The sequence below is a fragment of the Actinoplanes philippinensis genome, from assembly GCF_900113015.1.
Lineage (GTDB): Bacteria > Actinomycetota > Actinomycetes > Mycobacteriales > Micromonosporaceae > Actinoplanes > Actinoplanes philippinensis.
In genome coordinates this window covers 56,109-81,480 of the sequence record NZ_FONV01000004.1, presented here as the reverse complement: position 1 = coordinate 81,480, position 25,372 = coordinate 56,109, and the positions used below count along the sequence as shown (strand labels likewise).

Sequence of the window (25,372 nt, the reverse complement as noted above, 5' to 3'; positions counted from 1 at the left end):
GGACCCGGCTCGGTGGTTGGCGAAGCGGGCCGGACCCGGCTCGGTGGTTGGCGAAGCGGGCCGGACCCGGCTCGGTGGTTGGCGAAGCGGGCCGGACCCGGCTCGGTGGTTGGCGAAGCGGGCCGGACCGAAGTAGACGGTCGACGAAGACGGCCGGCCAACCCGACACGTGACGGAGACTGCCGGCCCCGGTGGGGGCAGGCCGGTCTCAGAGGAGGGTGGTGAAGGCCTCGCCATCGGGGTCGTCGTGGTCGACGACGGTGCAGATGCGCCAGTGGCTGTCGGCGCCGAGGACGAGGGAGACGGTCATCGCGGTGGGCGGCAGCGACGGCACGTTCCCGGCGAGCGTCGACGGGCTGTGGTAGACCGCCTGACCGGGCCGGGTGGCCCGGATGCCGATGGTGGCCGCCGAGATCGTCCCCGGGCTCGCGGACGGGGCGATGATGCTGGTCAGGATCGGCGCGCTGGGCTTCACGAAGTCGCCGTCGGCGACGAGCGCCCGCAACTCGGTGGTGAGCTGGTTCGCGGAGGCGCAGCCGGGTTCGGTGATGGTGGTGGCCAGGGCGGGGTTCGGGTTGGCGGTGAGCCACTGACCGTAGGCGATCAGCGAGCCGAGGACCCTGGGCCAGGCGGTTCCGGTGTTGGCCAGGGTGGGCGGCTTGCCGGCCGGGGGCGCCGGGGTCGGCGTGTGCAGGACGGCGACGGGCGCCGCGCTGGGCGCCGTCCGGGGCACAACGGTCGTGGTTGCGGTGGTGGCACAGGCGGAGGTGGCGGTGAGCGCGAGGGCGGCGGCCAGGACCGCGGTCGTCCGGCGGGGAGCGAGGGGCACGGTGGAGTCCTCGGGCGGCGGGGTCGGGCACAGCGGGCGTTCTGACGTGTCGGCCGACGCCGCGGCGAGTTGAGGGATCGCCGGTGCTCCTCAGCTCACCCGGGCCAGCCCGGCTTCCGCGCGCCGCTGCTCGGTGACGATGCCCACCTCCACGGCGATGGCCAGGGCCTCACGGTGCAGTCCGGCGGCGGTGGCGGGCGGCGCGGTCTCGCCGAGGCCGTTGAGGGCCCGCGCCACGCCGTCGCGCTGACCGGTCTCGCGGAATCCGGTCAGCGCCCGCCGGAAGTGCCGGGCCGCCCCGGCCTTGTCGCCGCTGCGCAGGGCCAGGGCGCCGAGACTCTCCAGCGTCCACGACTCACCGACCCGGTTGCCGAGCTCGCGGCAGATCTGCAGCGCCCGGGTCAGGCTGCCGGCCGCCTCCGGCAGCAGCCCGCGGCGGGTGTCGACGTCACCCAGCACGCTGAGCGCGTTGGCCTCGCCGATCCGGTCGCCTTCGCCGCCGAGCACCCGGATCGCGAGGGCGAGATGTGCGGCGGCGTCGTCGAGCTGGTGCCGGCGCTGCTCGATCGTCGCCAGGATGATCAGGGCGCGGCCCAGCCGGGTCGGTTCGCCGGTACGCCCGAAGAGTTGCGCCGCCCGCCCGGCCATCGCGATCGCGTCGTCCAGCCGGTCCTCCCGTTCGGCGATCTGGGCGAGGTTGTCCAGGGTCGTGCCCTCGCCGCTGAGGTCGCCGAGCTCCTCGAAGATCGTGCGGGCTTCGGTCAGCCGTTCCCGGGCAGGTCCGAACCGGGCCATCCGGACGTGGGCCACACCGAGATGGGTCAGGGCGCGTGCCTCGGCCTGCCGGTCGCCGCCGAGCCGCGCGGCGTACAGCGCATGGCCGTTGATCGTGAGACTGTCCGCCGGGTTGCCGCCGTTGAGCCAGCGGAACAGGGTGGCGGCGAGCGCGGTGGCGTGGCGGTGCCAGCCGTTCTCGGCGGCGTGGGCGATGACCGCCACCAGGGTGGTCCGTTCGGCCTCCAGCCAGGAGGTGGCCGCGGCGAGGTCACCGAGCTGCGGCGTGGTCGGGCCGGGTGGCGGCGCCGGTGGACGGCCGGCCCGTTCGGCGGGGGCGATGACGTCCATCGCGGCGCCGGCGGCGCTCAGGTAGTGGTCGAACAGGCGGGTCAGCGCGGCCCGTCGCCGGGCGGGCGGGTCCTCGTCGGCACAGCGTTGCAGCGCGTACGCCCGGACCAGGTCATGGGCGTGGTAGCGGGCCTCGGCGGCGGGGTGCGTCAGGTGGTGACGTTGCAGGGCCAGCAGGTGCATGCGGGCCGCGGCCGGCGCGATCCCGGCGAGCGCGGCGACCGAGTGCGCGTCCACGTCGTGGCCGGGGTGCAGCGCCGCGAGCCGGAACAGTCGCCGCCGCTGGGGACTCAGCCGCTGGTAGGACAGCGCGATCGCCGGTGTCGCCCGGTCGTCGACCGGCCCGTGGCGCTCGTCGAGGCGTTCCGCGTGGTCGGTGAGCGTCCATCCGGGTGTGCCGCGGATGTGCGCGGCGACGAGGCTGAGCGCGAGCGGCAACCGTCGGCAGCGGGCGGCGATCCGGTCGGCGGCGCGCGGGTCGTCGCCGGCCGGGATCCCGGCGGTGGCGCTGCGCATGTAGGCCACCGCCTCGGCGGGTTCCAGCAGGTTCAGCAGGATCCGGGTGACCTGGCCGAGGCCGGCCAGGCGGTGCCGGGTGGTGATCAGGACCGGACAGCCGGGGAGGCCGGTGAGCAGGGGACGGACCTGGGCGGCGCTGTCGGCGTTGTCGAGCAGCACCAGTGTCCGGGTTCCGGCCAGCCGGCGGCGGTAGGCGGCGATCCGGTCGTCGAGGCCGTAGGGGATCTGGTGGCCGGCCATGCCGAGCAGGCGCAGGAATCCGTCCAGCACGGCGCCGGGCTCGGCGGGTGGCTGGTCCGGGTCGGGGTGGTAGCCACGCAGGTCGACGAAGAGGACACGGTCGTGGCCGGCGTTGCGGGCCACCCGTACCGCCAACTGGGTTTTGCCCGCCCCCGCCATGCCGGAGACGACGCAGACGACCGGCCGGTCGCCGGTGTCGAGCTGGCGGCCGAGCCGGGCCTGCTCGGTGACGCGGCCGGTGAACGTCGCGGGCTCCGGCGGCAGGTCCGCGCGGACCCGGACCTGGGCGGCGGCCCGGGCGGCGTTGCCGGTCACCTGCAGCGCGTGCCGCCAGCGGGTGACGTATCCGGGGTCGGCGGTGAGCGCTTCGACGATCGCCAGGACCAGATCGGTGCTGATCCGCCGCCGGCCGGACCGGAAACAGTCCGCGACGGTGGCCCGCCGGGCGTCCTCGGCCGCGGGCCGCCCGTCGGCGCGCCATCGCGCGGTGATCCGGCGGCGGATCGTCTCGTAGGAGGGGTCACCGGCGCACACCTTCAGTGCCCGCAGCATCTCGGTGAGATCGTCGAGCGAGGTGGCCCGCCCCGGATCGGGCAGCGCGGTGAAGTCGTCCATCACCGCACAGCGAACCACCGTCGTCGATCGATATCAGTCCGGAAACCGACGCCGCGGTGTCCGAGGTCCGGCTCTATCCGGCGGTGCAGACAGGTGTGGCGGTGGGTCCGGCGCCGGTGCCCTGGAAGCCGAACTCGGTGGATCCTCCTGCCGCGACCTGCCCGTTGTAGGAGACGTTGCGGAAGCCGACCGAGCCGGTGGTTCCGCTGTTGGTCGCGCTCCATGTGCTGGTCACGGTGCTCCCGGACGGCAGGGCCACGGTGACGGTCCAGCCGTTGAGAGCGGCTCCGGCGGTGACCTTGACGCTGGCCACGAACCCACCGGTCCACGAGTTGAGGGACACCGTCGCGGTGCAGCCGCCGCCGGGCTGGGGGGAGGTGCTGGTGCTGGGCGACGGCGGGGTGCTGATGCTGGGCGAGGGCGAGCTGGTGCCGCCCGCGTTGAGGGCGTTGAGCACCGAGGTGTACGCGGCCTTCTTGTTGCCCGAGTTGTCGAAGAGCAGCGGGTTCTCGCCGGTCCGCCACGAGTCGCTGTCGCGGATGCCCCAGACCGTGATGCCGGTGCACCGCGCCACCGCCAGGCAGGCGCGGGTCACCGTGGCGTAGATGTTGGCCTGGTTGCCGCCCTGCGCCACGTCCAGCTCGGTGATCTGCACGTCGACGCCGAGGTCGGCGAAGCGCTGCAGGTTGGCCTGGTAGTCGCCGGCGATGCTGGTGCCCAGGTGCGACTGGAAGCCGACGCAGTCGATCGGCACCCCACGGGACTTGAAGTCACGGACCATGTTGTAGATGCCGGTCGACTTCGCGTTGACGCCGTCGGTGTTGTAGTCGTTGTAGCAGAGCTTGGCGGCCGGGTCGGCGGCCCGCGCGGCGCGGAAGGCGGCCTCGATCCAGTCGTTGCCGGTGCGCTGCAGGTTGGAGTCGCGGCGCGCGCCGCTGCCGCCGTCGGCGAAGGCCTCGTTGACCACGTCCCAGGCGTAGATCTTGCCCTTGTAGTGGGTGGCGACCTGGGTCACGTGGTTGATCATGGCGCTGCGCAGCGCGCTGCCGGACATCGACTGCGCCCAGCCCGGCTCCTGCTGGTGCCACAGCAGGGCGTGGCCGCGGACCTTGGCGCCCATGGCGATGCCCTGGTTGAGGATGCGGTCGCCGTTGGTGTAGGTGAACCGGCCCTGGGACGGCTCGGTGGCGTCCCACTTCATCTCGTTCTCGGGCGTCACCGAGTTGAACTCGCGGTTGAGGATACCGGTGTAGGTGCCGTCGCCGAGCCGGCCGGCGGCGATCGCCGCGCCGTAGTAGCGGCCGGTCTGGGCCGCGGACGCGCCGAGCGTGGTGGCGGCCTCGGCGGTGCCGACCAGGGCGAAGCCGGAGGCGACGACGACCCCCGCCACGGCCGAGGCCAGCAGCAGGGAGCGGCTTCTCTGTAACAGGGACATGGCGGGGAACCTTTCCGGCGGGGACCGAACAGGATGGGAGCGTTCCCATCCGGGGATTCTCCATGTTGCCAGCGCATTTCGCAGAAATGCGAGCCCGACAATCACCGAGTAGCCCGCATAACACTTCCTGAGAAACAACTTCTGGCGCGATGTGAGCCCGGATGAGCCGTAGAGAAAGTCCTACTTGAATGTCCAGAAACATCCTGGCAATCTCCCAAGGCAGACTGTTAGCGCTCTCATCCCCCCTCTGCATCCGTCCCGGATCAGCTCTGTGAGCGATAACGAGCCTGCTCGTTCCCCCTCTGGAGGCTTCACCATGCGCACCCGAAGTGCGACCGTACTCATGGCTGTTCTGGCCGTCGTATTAGTGTTCTTCCAGCCCACCGCGGCGTTCGCGGAATCCAACGGCGGGACCCGTGTCATGCCGCTCGGTGACTCCATCACCGAGGGCACCCAGGTCCCCGGTGGATACCGGATCGGGCTCTGGCAGCGTCTGGCGTCCGCCGGGTACCGCGTCGACTTCGTCGGCACCCAGTTCAACGGGCCGGCCAGTCTCGGCGACCACGACCACCAGGGCCACCCCGGCTGGCGCATCGACCAGATCGACGCCAACATCGCCGGCTGGCTGCGCGGCACCAGCCCGCGCACCGTGCTGCTGCACATCGGCACCAACGACATCCTGCAGAACTACAACGTCGCCGGCGCGCCGGGCCGGCTCTCCACCCTGATCGACCGGATCACCGGCACCGTCCCCTCGGCGGACGTCTTCGTGGCGACGATCATCCCGCTGGCCAACTCCGGGCAGGAGGCCGCCGCCCGCACCTACAACAGCGCCCTGTCCACCATCGTGCGGAGCAAGGGCTCCCGGGTCCACCTGGTCGACATGCACGCCGCCCTGACCACCGCGGACCTGATCGACGGCGTCCACCCGACCGCCGCCGGCTACGACAAGATGGCCGCCACCTGGTACGCCGCCCTGCGCTCGGTCCCCGGAACCATCGGCGACCCGGGCACCGGCGGCAGCGGCACCACGCTGGTCGGCGCCGCCTCCGGCCGTTGCCTGGACGTGCCGGGCAGCAACTCCGCCAACGGCACCCAGCCGATCGTCTGGGACTGCAGCGGCGCCGCCAACCAGCAGTGGTCCGTCAACGGGCAGACGCTGCGCTCGCTGGGCAAGTGTCTCGACTCGCCGACCGGCGCCACCAGCGGCGCCAAGGCACAGCTGTGGGACTGCAGCGGCGCCGCCAACCAGAACTGGAGCCACACCTCCGGCGGGCCGATCCGCAACGCGCAGTCGGGTCTGTGCCTGGAGAGCGGCGGCACCGCGAACGGCTCCACCGTCACCCTGCGGACCTGCACCGGGGCCGCCGCACAGAACTGGACGAGGCGATGAGACGAGCTCTGACGATCCTGCTGGTCGCAGCCCTGACCCTGCTCGGCGCCCCGGCCGCCCACGCCCTGGACAACGGCGTGGCCCGTACCCCGCCGATGGGCTGGAACAGCTGGAACACCTTCGGCTGCAACATCAACGAGTCACTGATCCGCGGGGTGGCCGACGCGATGGTCAACAACGGCATGCGCGACGCCGGCTACCAGTACGTCGTCGTCGACGACTGCTGGATGAACCCGAACCGGGACTCGGCCGGCAACCTGCAGGGCGACCCGACCCGGTTCCCGAGCGGCATGAAGGCGCTCGGCGACTACCTGCACGCCCGCGGCCTGAAGTTCGGCATCTACCAGGCCCCGCTGGACAAGACCTGCGCCCAGTACTTCAACAGCTACCCCGGCGCCACCGGCAGCCAGGGCCACGAGGCACAGGACGCCCGCCAGTTCGCGGCCTGGGGCGTCGACTACCTCAAGTACGACTGGTGCTCCCCGTCCGGATCCATCAACGACCAGGTCACCACGTTCGCGAAGATGCGTGACGCGCTGGCCTCGACCGGCCGGCCGATCCTCTACAGCATCAACTCGAACAGCATCCACGCCAAGACCGGCCCGCAGCGCAACTGGGGCGACGTCGCGAACATCTGGCGCACCACCGAGGACATCACCCTGGCCTGGGACACCGGGCAGACGAACGGCTACCCGATGGGTGTCAAGAACATCGTCGACGTCACCGTGCCGCTCGCCGGATACGCCCGCCCCGGCGCGTTCAACGACCCGGACATGATGGAGGTCGGCCGCGGCACCCTGACCGAGACCGAGCAGCGCAGCCACTTCGCGCTCTGGGCGATCATGGCGTCGCCGCTGATCGCCGGCAACGACGTGCGCTCGCAGAGCACCACCACCCGCGACATCCTCACCAACCCCCGGCTCATCGCGATCAACCAGGACACCCTCGGACTGCAGGGGACCCAGGTGTCGTTCGACGGCACCCGCCGCGTGCTGGCCAAGCGGCTCGCCAACGGTGACGTCGCGGTCGCCCTGTTCAACCAGGGCGGCTCCACCACGACGATCTCGACCACCGCGGCGGCGATCGGCAAGTCCGGCAGCTCCTTCACCCTGCAGGACGCCTGGACCGGCGCCACCAGCAGCAGCACCGGCACGATCAGCGCCAGTGTCGCCGCGCACGGCACGGCCGTCCTCCGGGTCAGCGGCGGCGGCACCAACCCGACACCGACCGGCTCCACCCTGGTCAGCGCCGCCTCCGGCCGGTGCCTGGACGTGCCGAACAGCAACACCGCCAACGGCACCCAGCCGGTCATCTGGGACTGCAACGGACAGGCCAACCAGCGCTGGACGATCAGCGGCCAGAGCATCCAGGCGCTCGGCAAGTGCCTCGACGCCCCGACCGGCGCCACCGCCGGAGCCAAGGTCCAGCTGTGGGACTGCAACGGCCAGACCAACCAGCAATGGACGCTCAACGCCGACGGCACCATCCGCGGCACCGCCTCCGGCCTCTGCCTGGACGTCGACCGCAACCTCACCGCCAACAACACCCCGGTCCTGCTGTGGACCTGCACCGCCGCCGCCAACCAGCGATGGAGCCGAGCCTGATGCCGAAGAAGATCCTCACCGGCCTGCTCTGCCTGGCCGTGACCCTGCTCGCCGCGGTCGCGCCGGCCCCGGCACGGGCCGACAACCCGATCGTGCAGACCATCTACACCGCCGACCCGGCGCCCCTGGTCCACAACGGCCGCGTCTACCTCTACACCGGCCACGACGAGGACGGCTCCACCTGGTTCACCATGAAGGAGTGGCGGGTCTACTCGTCGGCCGACATGGTCAACTGGACCGACCACGGCTCGCCGATGAGCCTGGCCACCTTCAGCTGGGCCAGCAAGGACGCCTGGGCCGGCCAGGTGATCGCCCGCAACGGCAAGTTCTACTGGTACGTGCCGGTCACCAACCGGGCCACCGGGCGGATGGCGATCGGCGTCGGGGTGTCCAGCAGCCCGACCGGCCCGTTCACCGACGCGCTCGGCCGCCCCCTGGTCGAGAACGGCGAGATCGACCCGACCGTCATGATCGACGACGACGGCCAGGCCTATCTCTACTGGGGCAACCCGAACCTGTGGTACGTGCGACTGAACAGCGACATGATCAGCTTCAGCGGCAGCGCCACGAAGATCCCGCTGACCACCGCCGGGTTCGGCACCCGCACCGGCGACGCCAACCGGCCCACGCTGTACGAAGAGGGCCCCTGGGTCTACAAGCGCAACGGCCTCTACTACAACGTCTTCGCCGCCAAGTGCTGCTCGGAGTTCATCGGGTACTCCACCGCGCCCGGCCCGACCGGCCCCTGGACATACCGCGGCACCGTCATGCCGACCCAGGGCAGCAGCTTCACCAACCACGCCGGCATCGTCGACTTCAACGGCGGGTCGTACTTCTTCTACCACAACGGCGCGCTGCCCGGCGGCGGCGGTTTCACCCGCTCGGTGGCCGTGGAGAAGTTCAGCTACAACGCCGACGGCAGCATCCCGCAGATCACCATGACCACCGGCGGGGCGCCGCAGAACGGCACGCTCAATCCTTACGTACGGCAGGAGGCCGAGACGATCGCCTGGAGCTCCGGCGTCGAGACCGAGCGCGCGAGCGAGGGCGGCATGAACATCGGCTTCCTGGAGAACGGCGACTACGTCAAGGTCAAGGGCGTCGCCTTCGGATCCGGCGCGACCTCGTTCTCGGCGCGGGTCGCGTCCGCCGCGTCGGGCGGCCGCATCGAGGTACGCCTCGGCGGCCCCACCGGCACTCTCGCCGGCACGTGCACCGTGTCCGGCACCGGCGGCTGGCAGAACTGGGCCACGGTCACCTGCCCGGTCAGCGGCGCCACCGGCACCCAGGACCTCTACCTGCGGTTCACCGGCGGCAGCGGCTACCTGTTCAACGTCAACTGGTGGCAGTTCACCGGCAACTCTGGAGTGAGCACGCGATGAGAAGACTCGCCGCGGTCGTCGTGACCGCCCTGCTCGGTGTGGCGTTCGGCCTCACCGCCATGACCCCCGCCGACGCCGCCACGATCGACACCAGCGCCTCCTACGTGCTGGTCAACCGCACCAGCGGCAAAGCACTCGACCTGTACAACCTGGCCACCAACGACGGCGCGCGGATCACCCAGTGGACCCGCAACGACCAGGCCCAGCAGCAGTGGCAGTTCGTCGACTCCGGCGGCGGCTACTACCGGCTGCGGTCCAAGCACTCCGGCAAGGTCCTCGACGTGTCCGGCGCGTCCACCGCCGACGGCGGCGCGATCGTGCAGTGGACCGACAACAACGCCACCAACCAGCAGTTCAGCATCCAGGACATCGACGGCTACATCCAGCTGATCAACCGCAACAGCGGCAAGGCCCTCGAGGTGCAGGGCGCGTCGACCGCCGACGGCGCGAACATCGTGCAGTACGCCGACTGGAACGGCGCCAACCAGCAGTGGCAGCTCGTGAAACTCGGCACCACCACGCCCGGCACCGGCACCTTCACCAACCCGGTGGTATGGCAGGACTTCGCCGACGGCGACATCATCCGGGTCGGCGACGCCTACTACTACTCCGCGTCGACCATGCACTACTCGCCGGGCGCGCCGATCCTGCGCTCCTACGACCTGGTCAACTGGGAGTACGCCGGCCACTCGGTGCCCCGGCTCGACTTCGACTCGGGCGCCTACGACCTGTCCGGCGGGCGCGCCTACGTCAAGGGCATCTGGGCGTCGGCGTTCAACTACCGGCCCAGCAACGGCACCTACTACTGGCTGGGCTGCACCGAGTTCAACCGCACCTACGTCTACACCGCCTCGGCCGTCGACGGCGCCTGGTCGAAGAAGGCCCGGCTCAACAACTGCTACTACGACGCCGGCCTGATGTTCGACGGCGACACCCCGTACGTGGCCTACGGCAACGGCACGATCAGCGTCGCGCAGCTGAACTCGGATCTCACCGCCCAGGTGCGGTCGCAGACGGTCTACCAGACCCCGTCGAGCATCGGCACCCTCGAGGGCTCGCGGATGTACAAGCGGGGCAACTACTACTACATCTGGCTGACCCGGCCCGCCAACGGCCAGTACGTGCTGCGGTCGACCAGCCCGTGGGGTCCGTACGAGCAGCGCCAGGTCCTTCTCGACCTGCCCGGCCCGATCTCCGGCGGGGGAGTGCCGCACCAGGGTGGCCTGGTCCAGACGCAGAACGGTGACTGGTGGTACATGGCGTTCACCGACGCCTACCCCGGCGGCCGGGTGCCGACGCTGGCCCCGATCACCTGGAGCGGCGACTGGCCGGTGCTGACCACCGTCAACGGCCGCTGGGGCGCCACCTACCCGAAGCCGAACATCACCACGTCGAAGACCGTGCAGCCGATGACCGGCCCCGACACCTTCACCAGCCTCGGCCATCGCTGGGAGTGGAACCACAACCCCGACACCAGCAGGTACAGCGTCGGCAACGGGCTGCGGCTGTCCACCGCGACCGTCACCAACGACCTGTACAACGCCCGCAACACGCTCACCCACCGCATCCAGGGACCGTCGTCGACCGCCACCATCGAGCTCGACTACTCGCAGATGGCCAACGGCGACCGCGCCGGCCTGGCCATGCTGCGCGACTCGTCGGCCTGGATCGGTATCCGCAAGGACAACGGCGTCACCCGGGTCTCGATGACCAACGGGCTGACCATGAACTCCAGCTGGGCCACCACCGGCACCGGCGCCGAGGCGGCCGGCGCGAACGTCTCCGGCGGGAAGATCTGGCTGCGGGTCTCCGCCGACATCCGGCCGGGCTCCGGGCGTACCGCCACCTTCTCCTACAGCACCAACGGCAGCACCTTCACCGGCCTCGGCCCGGCGTTCACGCTCAACAACGCCTGGCAGTTCTTCATGGGCTACCGGTTCGGCATCTTCAACTACGCCACCCAGGCACTGGGCGGCGCGGTCACCGTCAACCGTTTCGACCTGACCACGCCTTAGGAGGATTCATGACCAGATCTCGACTACTCCAGGCCGGCCTGGCGTCGGCCGCCCTGGTGACCGCCTCGGCGGCGGTCGCCGTGGCCCTGCCCGCCGGCGCGGCGGCGGCCGGCTGCTCGGTCAAGTACACCGTGTCGTCGCAGTGGCAGGGCGGCTTCAACGCCGACGTGGCCGTCACCAACCTGGGCGACGCGCTGTCCGGCTGGACACTGACCTGGGCGTACGACGCCGGGCAGAAGGTCAGCCAGGCATGGAACGCCACAGTGAGCCAGAGCGGCACGACGGTGACCGCGGCCAACGTGGCCTACAACGGCTCGGTGCCGGCCAACGGCTCGGTGACCTTCGGGTTCACCGGCTCGTGGACCGGCAGCAACCCGGTCCCGTCCGCGTTCAGCCTCAACGGCGTGGCCTGCACCGGAGCGCCGGTGCCCAGCTCACCGTCGAGCCCGGCGCCGTCGAACCCGTCGACGTCACCGTCCACCCCTGGCGGCAACTGCACCCTGCCGTCGAGCTACCGCTGGTCGTCGAGCGGGGTGCTGGCCAACCCGAAGAACGGCTGGGTGTCGCTCAAGGACTTCACCAACGTCGTCCACAACGGCAAACATCTGGTGTACGCGTCGAACGTGAACGGCTCGTCGTACGGCTCGATGAACTTCACGCCGTTCACCAACTGGTCCGACATGGCCGGTACCGGACAGAACGGGATGAGCCAGGGCACCGTGGCGCCCACGCTGATCTACTTCGCGCCGAAGAACATCTGGGTGCTCGCCTACCAGTGGGGCGCGTGGCCGTTCATCTACCGCACCTCCAGCGACCCGACCAACCCCAACGGCTGGTCCGCGCCGCAGCCGCTGTTCACCGGCAGCATCTCCGACTCCGGCACCGGCCCGATCGACCAGACCCTGATCGCCGACGGGCAGAACATGTACCTGTTCTTCGCCGGCGACAACGGCAAGATCTACCGGGCCTCCATGCCGCTCGGGAACTTCCCCGGCAACTTCGGCTCGTCGTACACCACGATCATGAGCGACAGCCGGAACAACCTGTTCGAGGCGCCCGAGGTCTACAAGGTGGCGGGCCAGAACCAGTACCTGATGATCGTCGAGGCGATCGGTTCCAGCGGCCGGTACTTCCGGTCGTTCACCGCCACCAGCCTCAACGGCAACTGGACGCCGCAGGCCGCCACCGAGAGCAACCCGTTCGCCGGGAAGGCCAACAGCGGCGCGAGCTGGACCAATGACATCAGCCACGGCGACCTCGTCCGCAACAACCCGGACCAGACCAAGACCATCGACCCCTGCAACCTGCAACTGCTCTACCAGGGCAAGAACCCGAGCGCCGGAGGTCCCTACGACCAGCTGCCCTGGCGGCCCGGCCTGCTCACCCTGCAACGCTGACGATCCCGTAAGTTTCGAAGCATTCTGAAGCGCACCGACCGGCCGGAAACCAGCGGAACTTCTCGGAAGTTCCGCTGGACTTCCGGTCGGTTTGCCTCCTACGCTACGGCGACGTCCGTCGGCGACAGGAGACCCCGTGACGGCATCCCCGTACCTGCACCGCTTCGGCGAAGCGCAGGTCACCGTCCTCGACACCGACGGGCGGCCGCTCGCCGACCGCGACGTCGTCGTCGAGCAGCGCAGCCACGCCTTCGGGTTCGGCAACATCGGCTTCGACTTCGTCCCGGTCGCCAACGAGGAGCCGGCCGCCGTCACCGGCCAGGAGGACCTCTGGTTCGACGTGTTCAACACGGCGACCCTGCCGTTCTACTGGAGCCTGTTCGAGCCCGAGCGCGACCGGCCCGACACCGGCCGGCTGCACCGAGCCGCCCGCTGGTTCACCGACCGCGGCGCCCGCGTGAAGGGCCACCCGCTCGTCTGGCACACCCTGGCGCCCGACTGGCTGCGCCGGCTGTCCACCGACGAGGTCGAGGCGGTGGTCCGGGCCCGGATCCGGCGCGAGGTCACCGGTTTCGCCGACGTCGTGCACAGCTGGGACGCCATCAACGAGGTCGTGATCATGCCGGTGTTCCGCAACGAGGAGCACCCCAACGCGATCACCCGCCTCGCCCGCGAGCGCGGCCGCATCGCCACCGTCCGGCTGGCGTTCGAGGAGGCCCGCGCCGCCGACCCGACGGCCACGCTGCTGCTCAACGACTTCGACATGTCCACGGCGTACGAATGCCTCATCGAGGGCGTCCTCGAAGCAGGCATCCGCATCGACGCGATCGGCCTGCAGAGCCACATGCACCAGGGTTACTGGGGTGAGGACCGGACCCTCGCCGTCCTCGACCGGTTCGCCCGTTACGGCCTGCCCCTGCACATGACCGAGACCACCCTCGTCTCCGGGCACCTCATGCCCCCGGAGATCGACGACCTCAACGACTACCAGATCCCGTCGTGGCCCACCACGCCCGAGGGTGAGCAGCGCCAGGCCGACGAGATCACGCGCCACTACCGCACCCTGCTCGGCCACCCAGCGGTCCAGGCGATCACCTACTGGGGATTCACCGACCACGACGCGTGGCTCGGCGCGCCCGCCGGGGTCGTCCGCGCCGACGGGACACCCAAGCCCGCCTACCACGCGCTGCGTGACCTGGTTAAAGGGGAGTGGTGGCTGCCGCCGACGACCCTGCGCACCGACCACGCCGGCCGGGTGGAGATCCGCGGATTCCTCGGCGACTATCGGCTGAGCCATGACGGGCGCCGTGCCTCTTTCGCGCTCACGGCGGCCGGTCGACTCGTACAACTGGAAGGTCTTCTCCGTTGACTTTCGAAACCGTCATCAACCTCGACATCGACGGCCCGCGGATCAACCGGCATCTCTACGGCCACTTCGCCGAGCACCTCGGCCGGTGCATCTACGGCGGCTTCTACGTCGGCGAGGACTCCGAGGTGCCCAACGCCGGCGGCATCCGCCTCGACGTGGTCGAAGCCCTGCGTGCCCTCGACATCCCCAACCTGCGCTGGCCCGGCGGCTGCTTCGCCGACGAGTACCACTGGCGCGACGGCATCGGCCCGCGCGCCGAACGCCCGGTCATGGTCAACACGCACTGGGGCGGCGTCGAGGAGAACAACCACTTCGGCACCCACGAGTTCATGGCGCTGTGCGAGCTGCTCGGCGCCGAGCCCTACATCAGCGGCAACGTCGGCTCCGGCACCGTGCGCGAGATGAGCGAGTGGGTGGAATACCTCACCCGCGACGGCGACTCGCCGATGGCCCGGCTGCGCAAGACCAACGGTCGCGACGCGCCGTGGCCGGTGCGGTTCTGGGGGCTCGGCAACGAGGCGTGGGGTTGCGGTGGCAACATGACCGCCCAGCAGTACGCCACGGAGGCGCGCCGCTACGGCACGTACTGCCGTGACTACGGCGACAACAAGCTCTACAAGATCGCGGCCGGGGCCAACGGCACCGACTACGCGTGGACCGAGACGCTGATGAGACAGCTCGGGCATCTCGGCTGTCAGCGGGTGACCAGCAGCTTCTACCACGCCCTCTCCGTGCACCACTACACGCTGAGCGGCCCCTGGGAGAAGAAGGGCTCGGCCACCGTCTTCAGCACCGACGAGTACTACACGACCATGGCCGAGGCGGCCCGCATCGACGAGGTGCTGTCCGGCCACGCCGCGGTGATGGACTGCTACGACCCGAACCGCACCGTCGGCCTGGTCCTCGACGAGTGGGGCACCTGGTTCGACGTCGAGCCCGGCACCAACCCCGGCTTCCTGTACCAGCAGAACACCCTGCGCGACGCCCTCGTCGCGAGCGTGCACTTCGACGTCTTCCACCGCCACGCCGACCGCCTGGTGATGGCCAACATCGCCCAGACCGTCAACGTCCTGCAGGCCATGATCCTCACCGACCCCGACACGAACGCGCTGGTCCTGACGCCGACATACCACGTCTTCCGGATGAACCGCGCCCACCAGGACGCGACCTCCCTGCGCGTCGACGTCCGCACCCCGCCACCGTCACGCCCCGTCGGCGACACCACCCTGACGACGGTGTCGATGTCGGCCAGCCACCGTGACGGCCGCCTGCTGATCTCGCTGTCCAACCTCGACGCGGCCACTCCCACGGACGTGACCGTCGACCTGCGCGGCGGCGCCGTCACCGACGTCGAGTCGCTGATCCTGACGGCCGGCACCCCGCAGGACCACAACACCCCGGAGTCCCCGTCGACGGTGCGGCCCCGCCCGTACGAGGGGGCGACCGTGGAATCCGGCCGGCTGCAGGTGTATCTGCCGCCCCACTCGTTCGTCACCGTGGCCGGCACGCTGTCCGATCGGTAGGCTGCGCCGGTGCCAACCGAGATCGAGGTCGTCTCCGTCGTCGACGCGGCCGCCACCACGGTCTTCGACCTGGAACTCGACGTGGACGTGCACGCCGGCTCCCTTCCCGGGAGCCGGGAGACCGCCACGACGACCAGCGGCCGCCGCCGTCTCGCGCTGGGCGACGAGGTGACCTTCCAGGCCCGCCATCTCGGCCGCCGATGGCGGATGACCAGCAGGATCACGGTGTACGACCGCCCGCGCCTCTTCGTCGACGAGCAGACTCGCGGCCCGTTCCGCGCCATGCGCCACGAGCACCGCTTCGAGCCCGTCGGCCCCACCCGCACCCGGATGACCGACCGCATGACGATCCAGGCCCCGCTCGGCCCGATCGGCGCCGTGGTGACCCGGCTCCTGCTGGCCCCCTACCTGAGACGCCTGCTCACCGAGCGGGCGGCGCACATCAAACACCTGGCCGAGGGCGAGACTCGTGACCCGTGAACGCGTGCTGTCCGGCGCGGAGCTGGGTCCGGGTGCGCATCAGGATCCGGCCGAGCATGTTCCGGCCGGTGCCGGTCCGGCCTCGTCCCCAGTAGTGATCGGCGCCGGTGTCCTCGACGATCTCGGCGTCACCGGTGTCCAGCAGGACGGCGCGGATGTCGGCGTGGGCGGCGAACTTGGCCGCGACGGCCCGGCGCATCACGTCGTCCTTGACCCGCTCCCAGTCGCGGCGCAGCGGCATGGACCGGTCGCGGCCCAGCTCGGCGGCGCGTAACGGGCCGGCCGCCCGGCGAATCAGGTCGGCGTGCCGGGCGCCGGTGAACTTCTGCGCCTGGAAATAGTGCTCGGAGGTCGGCCACCAGTGCCCGTCGAGGTCGAAACCGTGCGGGGAGAAATTCGAGAAGCAGCCGTACGGAACCTCTTCGGCGCCGTAGAAGTAGATCGTCACCGTGGCCTCGCGGTAGGGGAGCGGGACCCCTACGGTGCCATACATCTCCGGCTGCCGTGCCGGACGGTCACCCCGCCGGCGCCTCCGGGGGCAGGGGCGCCAGCGGGGTCACCGATCAGTAGTCGAGGACGCTGAGCTTCCACCCGCTGCTGGTCCGGGCGCAGCCGTACGAGATGTACCAGTGCTGCTGCACCAGGTACTTGCCGACGTCGGCGCACTCGGACTGGGTGGGGTAGTAGCCATAGGTGACCCAGGTGCTGGCCGGCGCCGCTTCGGCCGGCGCCCCGAAGCCGAGCAGGCCGATCGCGGCGACCGCGGCCGTGCCGAGGGTCAGACGTACCTTGGACAGTGACATGCGTTTCCCCGTGTCTTCCGGATGGGCGGCCCGGCTGGCCATCCATTCATGAAGGTCAATTTAACAAGGCCTTCAGTCCGGCTGAATCGGAAGTGGTTTATGTCACAAATGCGGCATTCGAGTTGCCGTGATCGGTCCGAGGCTTCGATGACCGACGATACGATCGGGCCGTGCCGGCGGACAAACTCGACCGTTCCTCCGCCCCCGGCGGCGTCCATGCCGTGATCAGCCGAAAAGATGCCGGTGGGACCTGCTCCACTCGATGCGCAGCGCGACCTCGTCCAGGGCGCCGTCCGCCTGCCAGGCCACCTGGGGTTGCCGGCCCTCGGCGGCCAGCTGCCGAGCACGGTGCAACACCTGCCGCTGTTGAAGGATCACCTGGTCGACGAGCCCGGCGGTCGTGGTGAGACCGTAGGCCCCGGCGAAGAGTTCCAGCCGGCGCAGCCGGTCCGGCCTCCCCGGGTGACGCAACGACTGAACAGACGTGTGATCATCGCGGAACGGCGCCACATACTCCAGCGCGTAGGCGACGTCGTGCGCAGCCGGGGCCGGCCACGCGTAATCCCAGTCCAGGATCCCGATCGGCTGGAGGCCCCGCCACACCAGGTTCCAGGGCCCGAAGTCGCCATGGCAGATCAGATCGTCAGCGCCCTGGTCACCGTCGAAGGCCGCCCAGCCGGCCGCGGCGGCGGGCCGGAAGCCGCGGACGGCCTCGTGGTAATCCCGCAGCAGGCGCGCCATCGCGACCAGCCCGTCGTCCTCGACGACCTTGGCCCAGGCATCGCCCCCGGACTCACCCGCGATGTAGGTGAGGACTTCGCGCCCCTCCGCATCGATGCCGAGCAGCCGAGGGGCATACGGAAACCCGACAGCCTCGAGATGCCGCAGCAGCTCATGAATCGTCGCCGACCACGGATGCAGAGGCCGCCGCACCGTGTCCCCGACGCGCTCGATCCGGCGGTGCGGGTCATCCTGAAGCACTTGACGATCCACCATGCCACCGGACGATAGCGCCCCGGCCCCGCCGCATCGGCCCCCGCCGCAGTGTCCGCCGAGATCTCATGCCCGGTCGCGGCGAGCCGATGGGTCCTCTGTGTCTCCGACCCGTAAGGCCGTCGCACGCTGGACCGCCGGCGGCGCCATATCACTTGCCGTCGTGGCCGCGGTGGTGCTGACTGGTCGGCGCAGGCAGCGGAAGGCGGTGCTGGACGCTCCGGCGGAAACGGTTCCGGAGCACGCGCCGGAACCGCTCCCCGCCAGGTCCCGCTTCCGGCCGTCGCGGCGACAGGGGGCGGCAGCGGTCGTGGTCGTCCTCGCCGCCGTGTCCGGCATCACCGCGATCGTGCTCATCGGGGCGGACGGATCCGCGTGCGTGTCGAATCCGACGATGTATCCGGACACCGCGAACGTCTACGTCAGCGGGATGCCCCGCGAACTCCTGGTCGAGGACCTGCCGGCCCCCGGCAGGGAGATGGCGTTGGGGGATCGGCTGGAGCTGAGGCGTACCTCGGAGAGCCGGCACGACGTCTCGGTGCTCGGCGCGGACGATCTCGAGCCGAGCACCGATCTCCGGCCGATGGATGGCAGACGCCTCGTCTCGGTGTCGGTGCAGGAACGCAGCCTGGGAGAGGTGGCGATCATCCCGCAGGTGGGGAACTACACCTGGCTCTGCGACGCGGACGGGACCTGGTATCAGCACGATCGCGCGATGACGGGGATGCTCACCGGCAACAGCCGGTCCGCGTTCAGCGGGAGAGTCGTCAACAGAGTCGTCTTCCAGATCCGCGCCGATGCTCGACCGGCCCGGGTTCGTACCGCCGCCACCGGTGAGCCGTCGAGCATGATCGCCGACTGGGAGCTCCACTGATCGGGTCGCCGGTCAGGGGCACCACCTCCGTGGAGGACGGCTGCCCGCACCCGGTCGGGATCGCCCGGGGTCAGTGACCGTCGGCCTGGTCGCGGGCCACCCAGCCGGGAGCGTCCAGGCGGATCGGGGAGTCGCCGACGAACTGGGCCAACTGCTCTTCCAGCCGGGCGAGCTCTCCGGCGCCCAGACGTTGCTCCCACCGGGCGCGGACCTCGTCGAAGATGGCCGCGCCCGCGCGCATCAGTGCCAGCCCGTGCTCGGTGAGGTGCACCTGTCTGCGGCGTGCGTCGAGCGGGCTGGCCTCGGTGGTGACATAACCGCGCTCGGTGAGGGCGGCGATCGTCTTCGCCGCGGCCTGCTTGGTGATGGCCAGGCTGCGGCCCAGTGCCGAGGCGTTGTCGGCGCCCGCCTGGATGGCGCGCATCGCGTACTCGTGTGACGGCCGGGCGTCCGGGAATCCGCGCCGGGCCAGCTCGTCGACCACCTCGTCCACCAGGTTGCGATAGCTGCCGAGGAGCAGCAGGGCGAGGTCGGCGCCTGATCCGGTGGGCATGCGACCAGTGTAGATCTTGCAGGTTGACATGGACAACCCGGTTGTCTACCTTTTTCGACAACCAGGTTGTCTACTTCTGGAGTTCGACGTGACCAGCTCTGTCACCCACCACACCGCCGAGATCAACGGCACATCCCTGCACTACGTCTCCGCCGGGACGACCGGATCCCCGATCCTGCTCGTGCACGGCTGGCCCGAGTCCTGGTGGGCCTTCCGCGCTGTCATCCCGCGGCTCGCCGCCGACCACCGGGTGTTCGCCGTCGACCTGCGCGGCTTCGGCGACTCCAGCACCGCCGGCGGCGACCACGACGCGGCCACCATGGCCGAGGACCTGCACCACCTCGTCGCCCACCTCGGCGTCGGTCCGGTGCACGTCACCTGCCAGGACATCAGCGGCGGGCCGGTCTTCCAGTTCGCCGCCACCCACCCCGGCGACGTCCTCAGCTTCACCGCCGTCGAAACCGCCCTTCCGGGGTACGGCATGGAACTGCTCGCCGACGTGACCGGCGGCGGCTCCTGGCACGTCGGTTTCCTGGCCGCCCCGGGAGTCCCGGAGCTGTTCCTGGCCGGCCGCGAACGCGTCATGCTCGACTGGGCGATCACCTCGATGACCGTGGCCCGGGATGCCGTCACCGAGGCCGACCTCGACGAGTTCACCCGCACCTACGCCCGCCCCGGCGGCTGGCGCGGCACCGAAGGCCTCTACCGCTCCGCCCTGACCGGCGGCGACACCATCCGGGCGCTCGCCGGGGCGCGACCCCTGACCGTTCCGGTGCTCGCCGTCGACGGCATCAACGCCCCGTTCACCGAACAGACCATGCGCCGCATCGCCACCGACGTCACCGCGGTGCGCATCCCGCAGGTCGGCCACTTCGTCGCCCAGGAGGCCCCGGTCGCGTTCGCCGCCACGCTCGGCGACTTCACCACCCGCGTCGACCGAAGCCACCGAGACCACCGGACGCCGCCGGGGGCCTCCGTAGGCTACTGAGCTGCGGTTTCGTGGGGGAGGGGGGACTGCGGGCCGGTGCCGGCGGAGGGCCGGGAGGTTCCGGCGAAGACGACAGTGCAGATGATTCCGGCCAGGGTGGTGATCAGCATCAGGGCCAGGAGGAGCGCCACGTCGACACGGATGTTCGCCTCCGGCTCGTGGGTGGTGACATACCAGTCGTCGAGGGCGGCCAGAAATAAGACCGCGGCCGGCAACAACAGGCTGTAGGAGGCCCGTCGCGTCCGGCGGCGCAACGCGACGGCGAACGCCACCAGGACCAGCCCGCCGACAGTCAAGGGCAACGGCTGGAACAGCGTACTGATCATGCGGCTTCTCCCGGCTCGCGGCTTGCGGCTCGCGCCGAGCCGGTGCAACGTCGGCACAGCGTAGATGATCCGTTCAATGCCGTTCGTGCTGCTCACCGGCCGGCGCGTATTGCCCGACGGCGGCGACTCCACCTGTGGCATCTGGTGCGGGCGCTCCTCGGCGCCGGACAGGCGGCCCGGCGGGCCGCATGTCATCGCGGGACCGTCCACAGCCGCCGGGTCTCCACCTCGTCGTCCCACGATCGTCGCGGGGACGGGACGCTTCCGCCGGCCGCCGCCACCGCGTGCCCGTGCGGGCGTTGTGCCGCGCGTGCGCGGAGGCCGGCGAGGTCGCGGGTCCCGGCGGTGCCGTCGTCGTCGTACGCCGGGGCCGGGGGTCGGGGAAGCCGGGAATCTGCCGTCCCCTGGTAGGCGACCACCCGGCTCCGTGACGACCAGCCGCCCTTCAGACAGGTGAACAGGCCGACGTAGCTGAGCACGAATCCCGTGTAGAAGGTGAGCACCGCGGCCAGCGGCGACAACAGCCACAGCCGCAGATGCGACCAGAACGGCTCACCGGGGCGGGTGATCGTCAGATAACGGGCGTGTGTCACATAGGTGAGGGCGACCGCCCACACTCCCACCATCCACGGCGCCGCGCCGGTGGTCACCGGCCGGACGATCAGCACGAACGGGATCACTACCGTCATCCACGTCATCGACAGCAGATCCCACGCCGTGGACCACCACGCGAACCGGGTCGGCCGGAACACCCGCAGCAGCCAGAACCCGCCCCAGAACAGGGACCGCCACCAGCGGACCCGCTGGCTGGTCAACTGGCGGAGCCGGTCCGGATGCAGCGTGTATCCCCAGCATCCGGACTGGAAGAGCGCCTCGCCCTCCAGCAGCGAATAGCAGGTCATCATCGAGTCGTCGCCGTCCTTGAGCTTGCGGCCGGCGACCGTGTGATTCAGGTAGTGGTCGAGGTACTTGTGCCAGATCGCCGCCCGATAGAACGACAGCGCGCCCGAGTTGACGGTCACCGAGCGCAGCATCGAATGGGCGGCCCGCCCGTTGAGATACGCGCACACGAAAGCGGGCTCGATGAGCCGGGTCAGCAGATTGGTGTCGGTGTTGAGGCCGACGAGCATGCCGGTGACACAGGCGGTCCGGGACGACCGGAACGCGGCGAGACCCGCGGCGATCGCGGTGGGCGCCAGTTTCACATCGGAATCGACGGTGACGATGATGTCGGCGTCGTGATCCTGACGGAACGCGACGGCCTGAGCCTGCCGTTTGTCGCCGACGTCGTTGGTGGAATAGCGCACGTCGATACCACGATGACGGCCGGCCGCCTGCCAGGCCCGCAGGATCGGTTCGAGGGTGAACACGTACCCCGGATCGCCGTTCTCCACGATGTGCACCCGGTTCGGTAACCGCGTCTGCCGGCTGAGGGAGTCCAGGAACGCCTGGAACATCGCGTGATCCTCGTTGTGCGCGGGGACGATCACGGTGACGAACAGTCGATCGAGCAGGGCGGCCGCGTGGGTTCCCGGGTGGGGCTGCGGAATGTCGCGATGCAGGTACGGGAGGATCGACGTGAAGGCCAGCCAGGCGAACGCCGCCGTGCAGACCAGCTGGAGATCGGTCCAGCCGTGCTCCCAGATCTGACTGGCGTGCCAGGTGGCGAGCGCCGCGGCCGCGGTGAACGCGGCGACGGCCACGGCACTGCCCCCGCGGCGGTACAGTCCCATCAGATGGAGCCCCGCCGCCACATCCGGGACTTGGCGCGGCCCGGGCGTCCCGGGGCGACGGCGCCGACGGCGCGGGGCCGGGTCAGGCGGATCAGCAGGAATCCACCGATGATGATCGCGGCGCCGATGGCGGCGAGAGTGGGCGCGGGCACTGCGGTGCCGCCGACGACGAGGACGGCGCCGGTGAGGGGGAGGGTACGGCTGCCGCCTCCGCTGGCCAGGCTCACGGTGTCTCCTTGATGGTGTGTGCTGCGGTGTCGGAGAACCGTAGGTGGGAATGTGTCTTTCGGTAATCGCCTGTCAGCGGTCGTCCGGAAGATGTTTCATGTGCCGTTCGGCTGGTTCCGGTGTCGTGTTGACGGCAGTTCGACGATAAAGGCGCCCACCGGGCCGGGTGGTCCGATGGGCGCCTCGCGCAGTGCCGGGGTCAGCGCTTTTCGCAGGCCACGCCGTCCTTGTCGCGGTCCATCTTCTTGTTCGCGTTGTACAGCGCCGTGGACACCTTGAAGTTCGTCACCGGTTTGGTCGAGCCGCGTACCTTGTCCTTCGCGCCTTTGCGGCCGACGCCGTGCTTGTACGTCTTGTTGAGTTCGGTGCAGTTCTTGTATTTCTTCGCAGCCGCCTCCGCCGGACCGGTGACGACGATCGTCCCGGTGGCGGCGAGCAGGCCGGCGATGACGGCGGCGGTGAAACGCTGACGCAACGGATGTCCTTTCAGGGCCGATGACTGCGGGGACACTATCGAGAGGTACGAGGGGGCCGCTCTCGGTCAACCGTCCGGACAAGAAGGGACACCCGTCTCGCATCCGCCGCCGAGCGGAGTATTAGAGTAAGGCGATGACCGGGCACCCACCCCTTACGCTTCGGGCGGGGCGCGCGGCCGCGCTGCTGGGCATCGTGCTCGTCGCGTTCACCCTGCGGCAGACGGTCGCGGCGATGTCACCGATTCTCGGCGCGATCCGGGTGGACATTCCGATATCGAGCATCGGCGCCGGGCTGCTCGGCACGCTGCCACCGATCCTGCTGGCGGTTTCCGGGTTCGTCGCGCCGCGTGTCGCCCGTGGACTCGGCCTCGACGGCGGCATCGTGCTCGCGCTGCTGCTCATGACCACCGGGCATCTCGTGCGCGCGTTCGCGCCGGGCTTCGTGGTGCTGCTCGCCGGCAGTGTCGTCGCGCTCGCCGGCACGGGCATCGGCAATGTGCTGCTGCCGCCGATCGTGCGGCGCTGGTTCCCGGACCGGGTGGCGCCCCTGACCGCCGCCTACGTCTGCATCGTGGGCGTGAGCACGGCCGTTCCCGCCGCGGTCGCCGCTCCGGTCGCCGAGCGGGCCGGCTGGCGGCTCTCGCTCGGCATGTGGGCGGTGACCTCGGTGGTCGCCCTGGTCCCGTGGCTGGCCGTCATCGCGCGGCAGCGTGGCCGGCGGCTCGCGGACACCGCCGGGTCCGCCCCGCCGGCCCTCGTCACGCGATTGTGGCGGTCCGGCGTGGCCCTGTCGATCACCGTCGTCCTCTCGACCAGCACGATCTTGACGTACGCCGCTTTCGCCTGGCTGCCCGAGATCCTCGGCGACGTCGCCGGCTCGACGCCGACCGAGGCCGGAGTGCTGCTCGCGGTCACCGGCGTCGTCAGCGTGCCCGGCGCGCTGATCGCGCCCCTGCTCGTCGCCCGCCGGGGCAGCACCGGCCGGCTGATCGCCGCCGGTGTCGCCGGCTTCGTGCTCGGCTACCTCGGCCTGCTGCTCGCGCCGACGACACTGACCCTGCTGTGGGTGCTGCTCATCGGCTCCGGGTCGATCCTGTTCCCGATCAGCCTCGTGCTCCTCAACGAGCGCACCCGGACCCCCGGCGGCACCGTCGCGGTGAGCGGTTTCGCCCAGGGGATCGCGTACGCGCTCGGCGCGCTCGGGCCGCTGGCCGTCGGGCTGCTGCACGACGTGAGCGGCGGGTGGACCGTACCCCTGATGTTCCTGATCGTTGTCGCCCTGGTGGCGGCCGTCCCGGTGATCACGCTCGCCCGGCCCGGTTTCGTCGAGGACGAGGTCGCCCGGCCGTACGCCGATCGGCGCCCGTGATCACCGGGTCAGTCGGCCCTTGTGATCTCCTCGCGGTCCATCGCGCGGGTGATGCCGCGGGGGGCCGGAGTCAGGGCCGTACCTCTACCGGAGGGCGGCAGGGACTACCCGGCCGGCGGTGACACGACCATGACGATCCCCGCGACGACGAGTGCCAGACCGGCCAGCATGAACCCGCCTCCGGCCACGAAACGCCCGATACCGAACGCCCGCTTGAAGTCCGGGCTGTCCCGCACCTCCGCGGGACTACGGCGTTCGCCGGTCAGCCGGCGGCCCCGGCGGTTCTCCGAGATCAGCCTGGCGTGCTCGCCGGCGACCCCGAAGAGATCGGCGACGTAGATCAGCCCGAAGAAGCCGAGGAGCAGGCCGGCGCCGATGGTGACCAGCCCGTTGCGTACCTGAATCGGCATGGCGGCCCCCCAGTGACGGCTCCGGCGCGGACCGTCAGAGTAACGACGCCCGCCAATGCCGGCCCGGCCCCGTCACGGGCTACGGGACGGGAGTGCGGGCGCCTCCGGAGGAGACGAGCAGGGCTTCGGCCACCCGGACGGCGTCGGCGGCGGCCACCTCGGAGGGATACTCCGGGAGCAGGTCGTCCCAGACCGGGAGCCAGGAGCCGAACAGCTGGGACTGGCCCTCGGGTCGGCCGAAGAACCACAGGTGCATGTGGGTGGCGCCGTCGCCGAAGCGGTACATGTGGGCGCGGGCGATGTGCGGGAGCGCCTGCATGTGGCGGACGATGCGGGTGCCCAGCACGCCCATCTCGGCGGCCATCTCGTCGGGGAGGTCGGCCATGTCGTAGTGGTCGCGCGGGTAGAGCATCAGGATCAGCGGCACCCCGGCGCCGTCGATACGGTCCAGCCGCCAGCGTTCATTGAACCACAGGCCCTTGTCCCGGGCGGCGCACATGCTGCACCGGGCCGGGTCCTCGCCGTGCCTCGGGGGCTCGGGGACCACCGGTGGGCGCAGCGGCGTGACCCGGAGTCCGTCCTGCTCGAACGGGCTGATCTCCCAGCCCGTCATGCGGGACAGCGGAAGACGGCTCTCGCTGTCGGTGGCGGCGAGCGCGTGCTGGTAGAACTCGTCCGGAGTCATCGCCATGG

At 70.4% G+C, this 25,372-nt stretch carries 24 protein-coding genes; 11 read left to right on the top strand and 13 right to left on the bottom strand.

Annotation, left to right across the window (positions count from 1 at the left end):
- Positions 1-208: 208 nt before the first annotated feature.
- The 3 genes from BM290_RS10630 to BM290_RS10620 all read right to left on the bottom strand — a co-directional run bounded on the left by BM290_RS10630 (position 209) and on the right by BM290_RS10620 (position 4,763).
- On the bottom strand, positions 209-829 hold the full coding sequence (locus BM290_RS10630) for a hypothetical protein (protein WP_093612658.1): 621 nt from the start codon (positions 827-829) through the stop codon (positions 209-211).
- Between the two features lie 90 nt (positions 830-919).
- Positions 920-3,328 carry a tetratricopeptide repeat protein gene (locus BM290_RS10625; RefSeq protein ID WP_093612656.1) on the bottom strand — a complete coding sequence of 803 codons (2,409 nt, stop codon included), beginning with the start codon at positions 3,326-3,328 and terminating at the stop codon, positions 920-922.
- Positions 3,329-3,401: 73 nt separating this feature from the next.
- Positions 3,402-4,763 (bottom strand): glycoside hydrolase family 10 protein, encoded by a 1,362-nt coding sequence (locus tag BM290_RS10620; RefSeq protein ID WP_093612654.1) that lies wholly within the window; start codon positions 4,761-4,763, stop codon positions 3,402-3,404.
- A 343-nt stretch (positions 4,764-5,106) separates the two neighbouring features.
- Here BM290_RS10620 and BM290_RS10615 point away from each other — a divergent pair, with 343 nt between their 5' ends.
- From BM290_RS10615 to BM290_RS10580, 8 genes are all read left to right on the top strand, one after another.
- Positions 5,107-6,156 (top strand): ricin-type beta-trefoil lectin domain protein, encoded by a 1,050-nt coding sequence (locus BM290_RS10615; RefSeq protein WP_203779326.1) that lies wholly within the window; start codon positions 5,107-5,109, stop codon positions 6,154-6,156.
- Positions 6,153-7,760, top strand: a complete 1,608-nt coding sequence (locus BM290_RS10610; protein WP_093612650.1) for a glycoside hydrolase family 27 protein — start codon at positions 6,153-6,155, stop codon at positions 7,758-7,760. The genes BM290_RS10615 and BM290_RS10610 overlap by 4 nt, the downstream gene beginning before the upstream one ends.
- Positions 7,760-9,142 (top strand): glycoside hydrolase family 43 protein, encoded by a 1,383-nt coding sequence (locus BM290_RS10605; RefSeq protein ID WP_093613628.1) that lies wholly within the window; start codon positions 7,760-7,762, stop codon positions 9,140-9,142. The genes BM290_RS10610 and BM290_RS10605 overlap by 1 nt, the downstream gene beginning before the upstream one ends.
- Positions 9,139-11,157, top strand: a complete 2,019-nt coding sequence (locus BM290_RS10600; RefSeq protein WP_093612648.1) for a family 43 glycosylhydrolase — start codon at positions 9,139-9,141, stop codon at positions 11,155-11,157. The genes BM290_RS10605 and BM290_RS10600 overlap by 4 nt, the downstream gene beginning before the upstream one ends.
- Positions 11,158-11,165: 8 nt before the next feature.
- On the top strand, positions 11,166-12,554 hold the full coding sequence (locus BM290_RS10595) for a non-reducing end alpha-L-arabinofuranosidase family hydrolase (RefSeq protein WP_093612646.1): 1,389 nt from the start codon (positions 11,166-11,168) through the stop codon (positions 12,552-12,554).
- Between the two features lie 136 nt (positions 12,555-12,690).
- Positions 12,691-13,923, top strand: a complete 1,233-nt coding sequence (locus BM290_RS10590) for an endo-1,4-beta-xylanase (RefSeq protein WP_093612644.1) — start codon at positions 12,691-12,693, stop codon at positions 13,921-13,923.
- Complete coding sequence (locus BM290_RS10585) at positions 13,920-15,446, top strand: alpha-N-arabinofuranosidase (RefSeq protein WP_093612642.1); 1,527 nt, start codon at positions 13,920-13,922, stop codon at positions 15,444-15,446. The genes BM290_RS10590 and BM290_RS10585 overlap by 4 nt, the downstream gene beginning before the upstream one ends.
- Before the next feature lie 9 nt (positions 15,447-15,455).
- Positions 15,456-15,926 carry an SRPBCC family protein gene (locus BM290_RS10580; RefSeq protein ID WP_239143516.1) on the top strand — a complete coding sequence of 157 codons (471 nt, stop codon included), beginning with the start codon at positions 15,456-15,458 and terminating at the stop codon, positions 15,924-15,926.
- On the opposite strand, the gene BM290_RS10575 is transcribed toward BM290_RS10580, so the two are convergent.
- From BM290_RS10575 to BM290_RS10565, 3 genes are all read right to left on the bottom strand, one after another.
- Positions 15,889-16,419, bottom strand: a complete 531-nt coding sequence (locus BM290_RS10575; RefSeq protein ID WP_239143517.1) for a riboflavin biosynthesis intermediates N-glycosidase — start codon at positions 16,417-16,419, stop codon at positions 15,889-15,891. The two genes, BM290_RS10580 and BM290_RS10575, sit on opposite strands and share 38 nt — an antisense overlap.
- 70 nt (positions 16,420-16,489) lie before the next feature.
- Positions 16,490-16,729 carry a hypothetical protein gene (locus BM290_RS10570; RefSeq protein WP_143133692.1) on the bottom strand — a complete coding sequence of 80 codons (240 nt, stop codon included), beginning with the start codon at positions 16,727-16,729 and terminating at the stop codon, positions 16,490-16,492.
- A gap of 225 nt (positions 16,730-16,954) precedes the next feature.
- Positions 16,955-17,710, bottom strand: a complete 756-nt coding sequence (locus BM290_RS10565) for an aminoglycoside phosphotransferase family protein (protein ID WP_203779327.1) — start codon at positions 17,708-17,710, stop codon at positions 16,955-16,957.
- A gap of 112 nt (positions 17,711-17,822) precedes the next feature.
- Between BM290_RS10565 and BM290_RS10560 the strand changes: the two genes are divergently transcribed.
- Positions 17,823-18,596, top strand: a complete 774-nt coding sequence (locus tag BM290_RS10560; protein ID WP_143133691.1) for a hypothetical protein — start codon at positions 17,823-17,825, stop codon at positions 18,594-18,596.
- Positions 18,597-18,666: 70 nt separating this feature from the next.
- On the opposite strand, the gene BM290_RS10555 is transcribed toward BM290_RS10560, so the two are convergent.
- A complete protein-coding gene (locus BM290_RS10555; RefSeq protein ID WP_093612634.1) occupies positions 18,667-19,149 on the bottom strand; it encodes a MarR family winged helix-turn-helix transcriptional regulator in 483 nt (160 codons plus the stop codon).
- Positions 19,150-19,237: 88 nt separating this feature from the next.
- Between BM290_RS10555 and BM290_RS10550 the strand changes: the two genes are divergently transcribed.
- Positions 19,238-20,137: an alpha/beta fold hydrolase gene (locus tag BM290_RS10550; protein WP_239143518.1), complete on the top strand. Its 900-nt coding sequence runs from the start codon at positions 19,238-19,240 to the stop codon at positions 20,135-20,137.
- Here the strand turns inward: BM290_RS10550 and BM290_RS47205 are convergent.
- The 4 genes from BM290_RS47205 to BM290_RS10530 form a co-directional block, all read right to left on the bottom strand.
- On the bottom strand, positions 20,131-20,463 hold the full coding sequence (locus BM290_RS47205) for a hypothetical protein (protein ID WP_143133690.1): 333 nt from the start codon (positions 20,461-20,463) through the stop codon (positions 20,131-20,133). The two genes, BM290_RS10550 and BM290_RS47205, sit on opposite strands and share 7 nt — an antisense overlap.
- Before the next feature lie 191 nt (positions 20,464-20,654).
- Positions 20,655-22,196 (bottom strand): glycosyltransferase family 2 protein, encoded by a 1,542-nt coding sequence (locus tag BM290_RS10540; RefSeq protein WP_093612628.1) that lies wholly within the window; start codon positions 22,194-22,196, stop codon positions 20,655-20,657.
- Positions 22,196-22,423, bottom strand: coding sequence for a hypothetical protein (locus BM290_RS10535; protein ID WP_093612626.1), 228 nt, complete (start codon positions 22,421-22,423; stop codon positions 22,196-22,198). Before BM290_RS10535 ends, BM290_RS10540 begins: the two co-directional genes overlap by 1 nt.
- Positions 22,424-22,623: 200 nt before the next feature.
- Positions 22,624-22,899, bottom strand: coding sequence for an excalibur calcium-binding domain-containing protein (locus tag BM290_RS10530; protein WP_093612624.1), 276 nt, complete (start codon positions 22,897-22,899; stop codon positions 22,624-22,626).
- A 134-nt stretch (positions 22,900-23,033) separates the two neighbouring features.
- Between BM290_RS10530 and BM290_RS10525 the strand changes: the two genes are divergently transcribed.
- On the top strand, positions 23,034-24,269 hold the full coding sequence (locus BM290_RS10525; protein ID WP_093612622.1) for an MFS transporter: 1,236 nt from the start codon (positions 23,034-23,036) through the stop codon (positions 24,267-24,269).
- Between the two features lie 104 nt (positions 24,270-24,373).
- On the opposite strand, the gene BM290_RS10520 is transcribed toward BM290_RS10525, so the two are convergent.
- Both BM290_RS10520 and BM290_RS10515 read right to left on the bottom strand, forming a co-directional pair.
- On the bottom strand, positions 24,374-24,679 hold the full coding sequence (locus BM290_RS10520) for a hypothetical protein (RefSeq protein ID WP_093612620.1): 306 nt from the start codon (positions 24,677-24,679) through the stop codon (positions 24,374-24,376).
- A gap of 79 nt (positions 24,680-24,758) precedes the next feature.
- Complete coding sequence (locus tag BM290_RS10515; protein ID WP_093612618.1) at positions 24,759-25,370, bottom strand: HIT family protein; 612 nt, start codon at positions 25,368-25,370, stop codon at positions 24,759-24,761.
- Positions 25,371-25,372: the final 2 nt, after the last annotated feature.

Bases quoted from the DNA above. Each gene is read 5' to 3' on its own strand.
- BM290_RS10570 (WP_143133692.1), bottom strand. From the start codon at position 16,729: ATGTCACTGTCCAAGGTACGTCTGACCCTCGGCACGGCCGCGGTCGCC.
- BM290_RS10540 (WP_093612628.1), bottom strand. From the start codon at position 22,196: ATGGGACTGTACCGCCGCGGGGGCAGTGCCGTGGCCGTCGCCGCGTTC.
- BM290_RS10620 (WP_093612654.1), bottom strand. From the start codon at position 4,763: ATGTCCCTGTTACAGAGAAGCCGCTCCCTGCTGCTGGCCTCGGCCGTG.
- BM290_RS10610 (WP_093612650.1), top strand. From the start codon at position 6,153: ATGAGACGAGCTCTGACGATCCTGCTGGTCGCAGCCCTGACCCTGCTC.
- BM290_RS10515 (WP_093612618.1), bottom strand. From the start codon at position 25,370: ATGGCGATGACTCCGGACGAGTTCTACCAGCACGCGCTCGCCGCCACC.
- BM290_RS10605 (WP_093613628.1), top strand. From the start codon at position 7,760: ATGCCGAAGAAGATCCTCACCGGCCTGCTCTGCCTGGCCGTGACCCTG.
- BM290_RS10625 (WP_093612656.1), bottom strand. From the start codon at position 3,328: ATGGACGACTTCACCGCGCTGCCCGATCCGGGGCGGGCCACCTCGCTC.
- BM290_RS10575 (WP_239143517.1), bottom strand. From the start codon at position 16,419: ATGTATGGCACCGTAGGGGTCCCGCTCCCCTACCGCGAGGCCACGGTG.
- BM290_RS10615 (WP_203779326.1), top strand. From the start codon at position 5,107: ATGGCTGTTCTGGCCGTCGTATTAGTGTTCTTCCAGCCCACCGCGGCG.
- BM290_RS47205 (WP_143133690.1), bottom strand. From the start codon at position 20,463: ATGATCAGTACGCTGTTCCAGCCGTTGCCCTTGACTGTCGGCGGGCTG.
- BM290_RS10555 (WP_093612634.1), bottom strand. From the start codon at position 19,149: ATGCCCACCGGATCAGGCGCCGACCTCGCCCTGCTGCTCCTCGGCAGC.
- BM290_RS10525 (WP_093612622.1), top strand. From the start codon at position 23,034: ATGACCGGGCACCCACCCCTTACGCTTCGGGCGGGGCGCGCGGCCGCG.
- BM290_RS10595 (WP_093612646.1), top strand. From the start codon at position 11,166: ATGACCAGATCTCGACTACTCCAGGCCGGCCTGGCGTCGGCCGCCCTG.
- BM290_RS10520 (WP_093612620.1), bottom strand. From the start codon at position 24,679: ATGCCGATTCAGGTACGCAACGGGCTGGTCACCATCGGCGCCGGCCTG.
- BM290_RS10600 (WP_093612648.1), top strand. From the start codon at position 9,139: ATGAGAAGACTCGCCGCGGTCGTCGTGACCGCCCTGCTCGGTGTGGCG.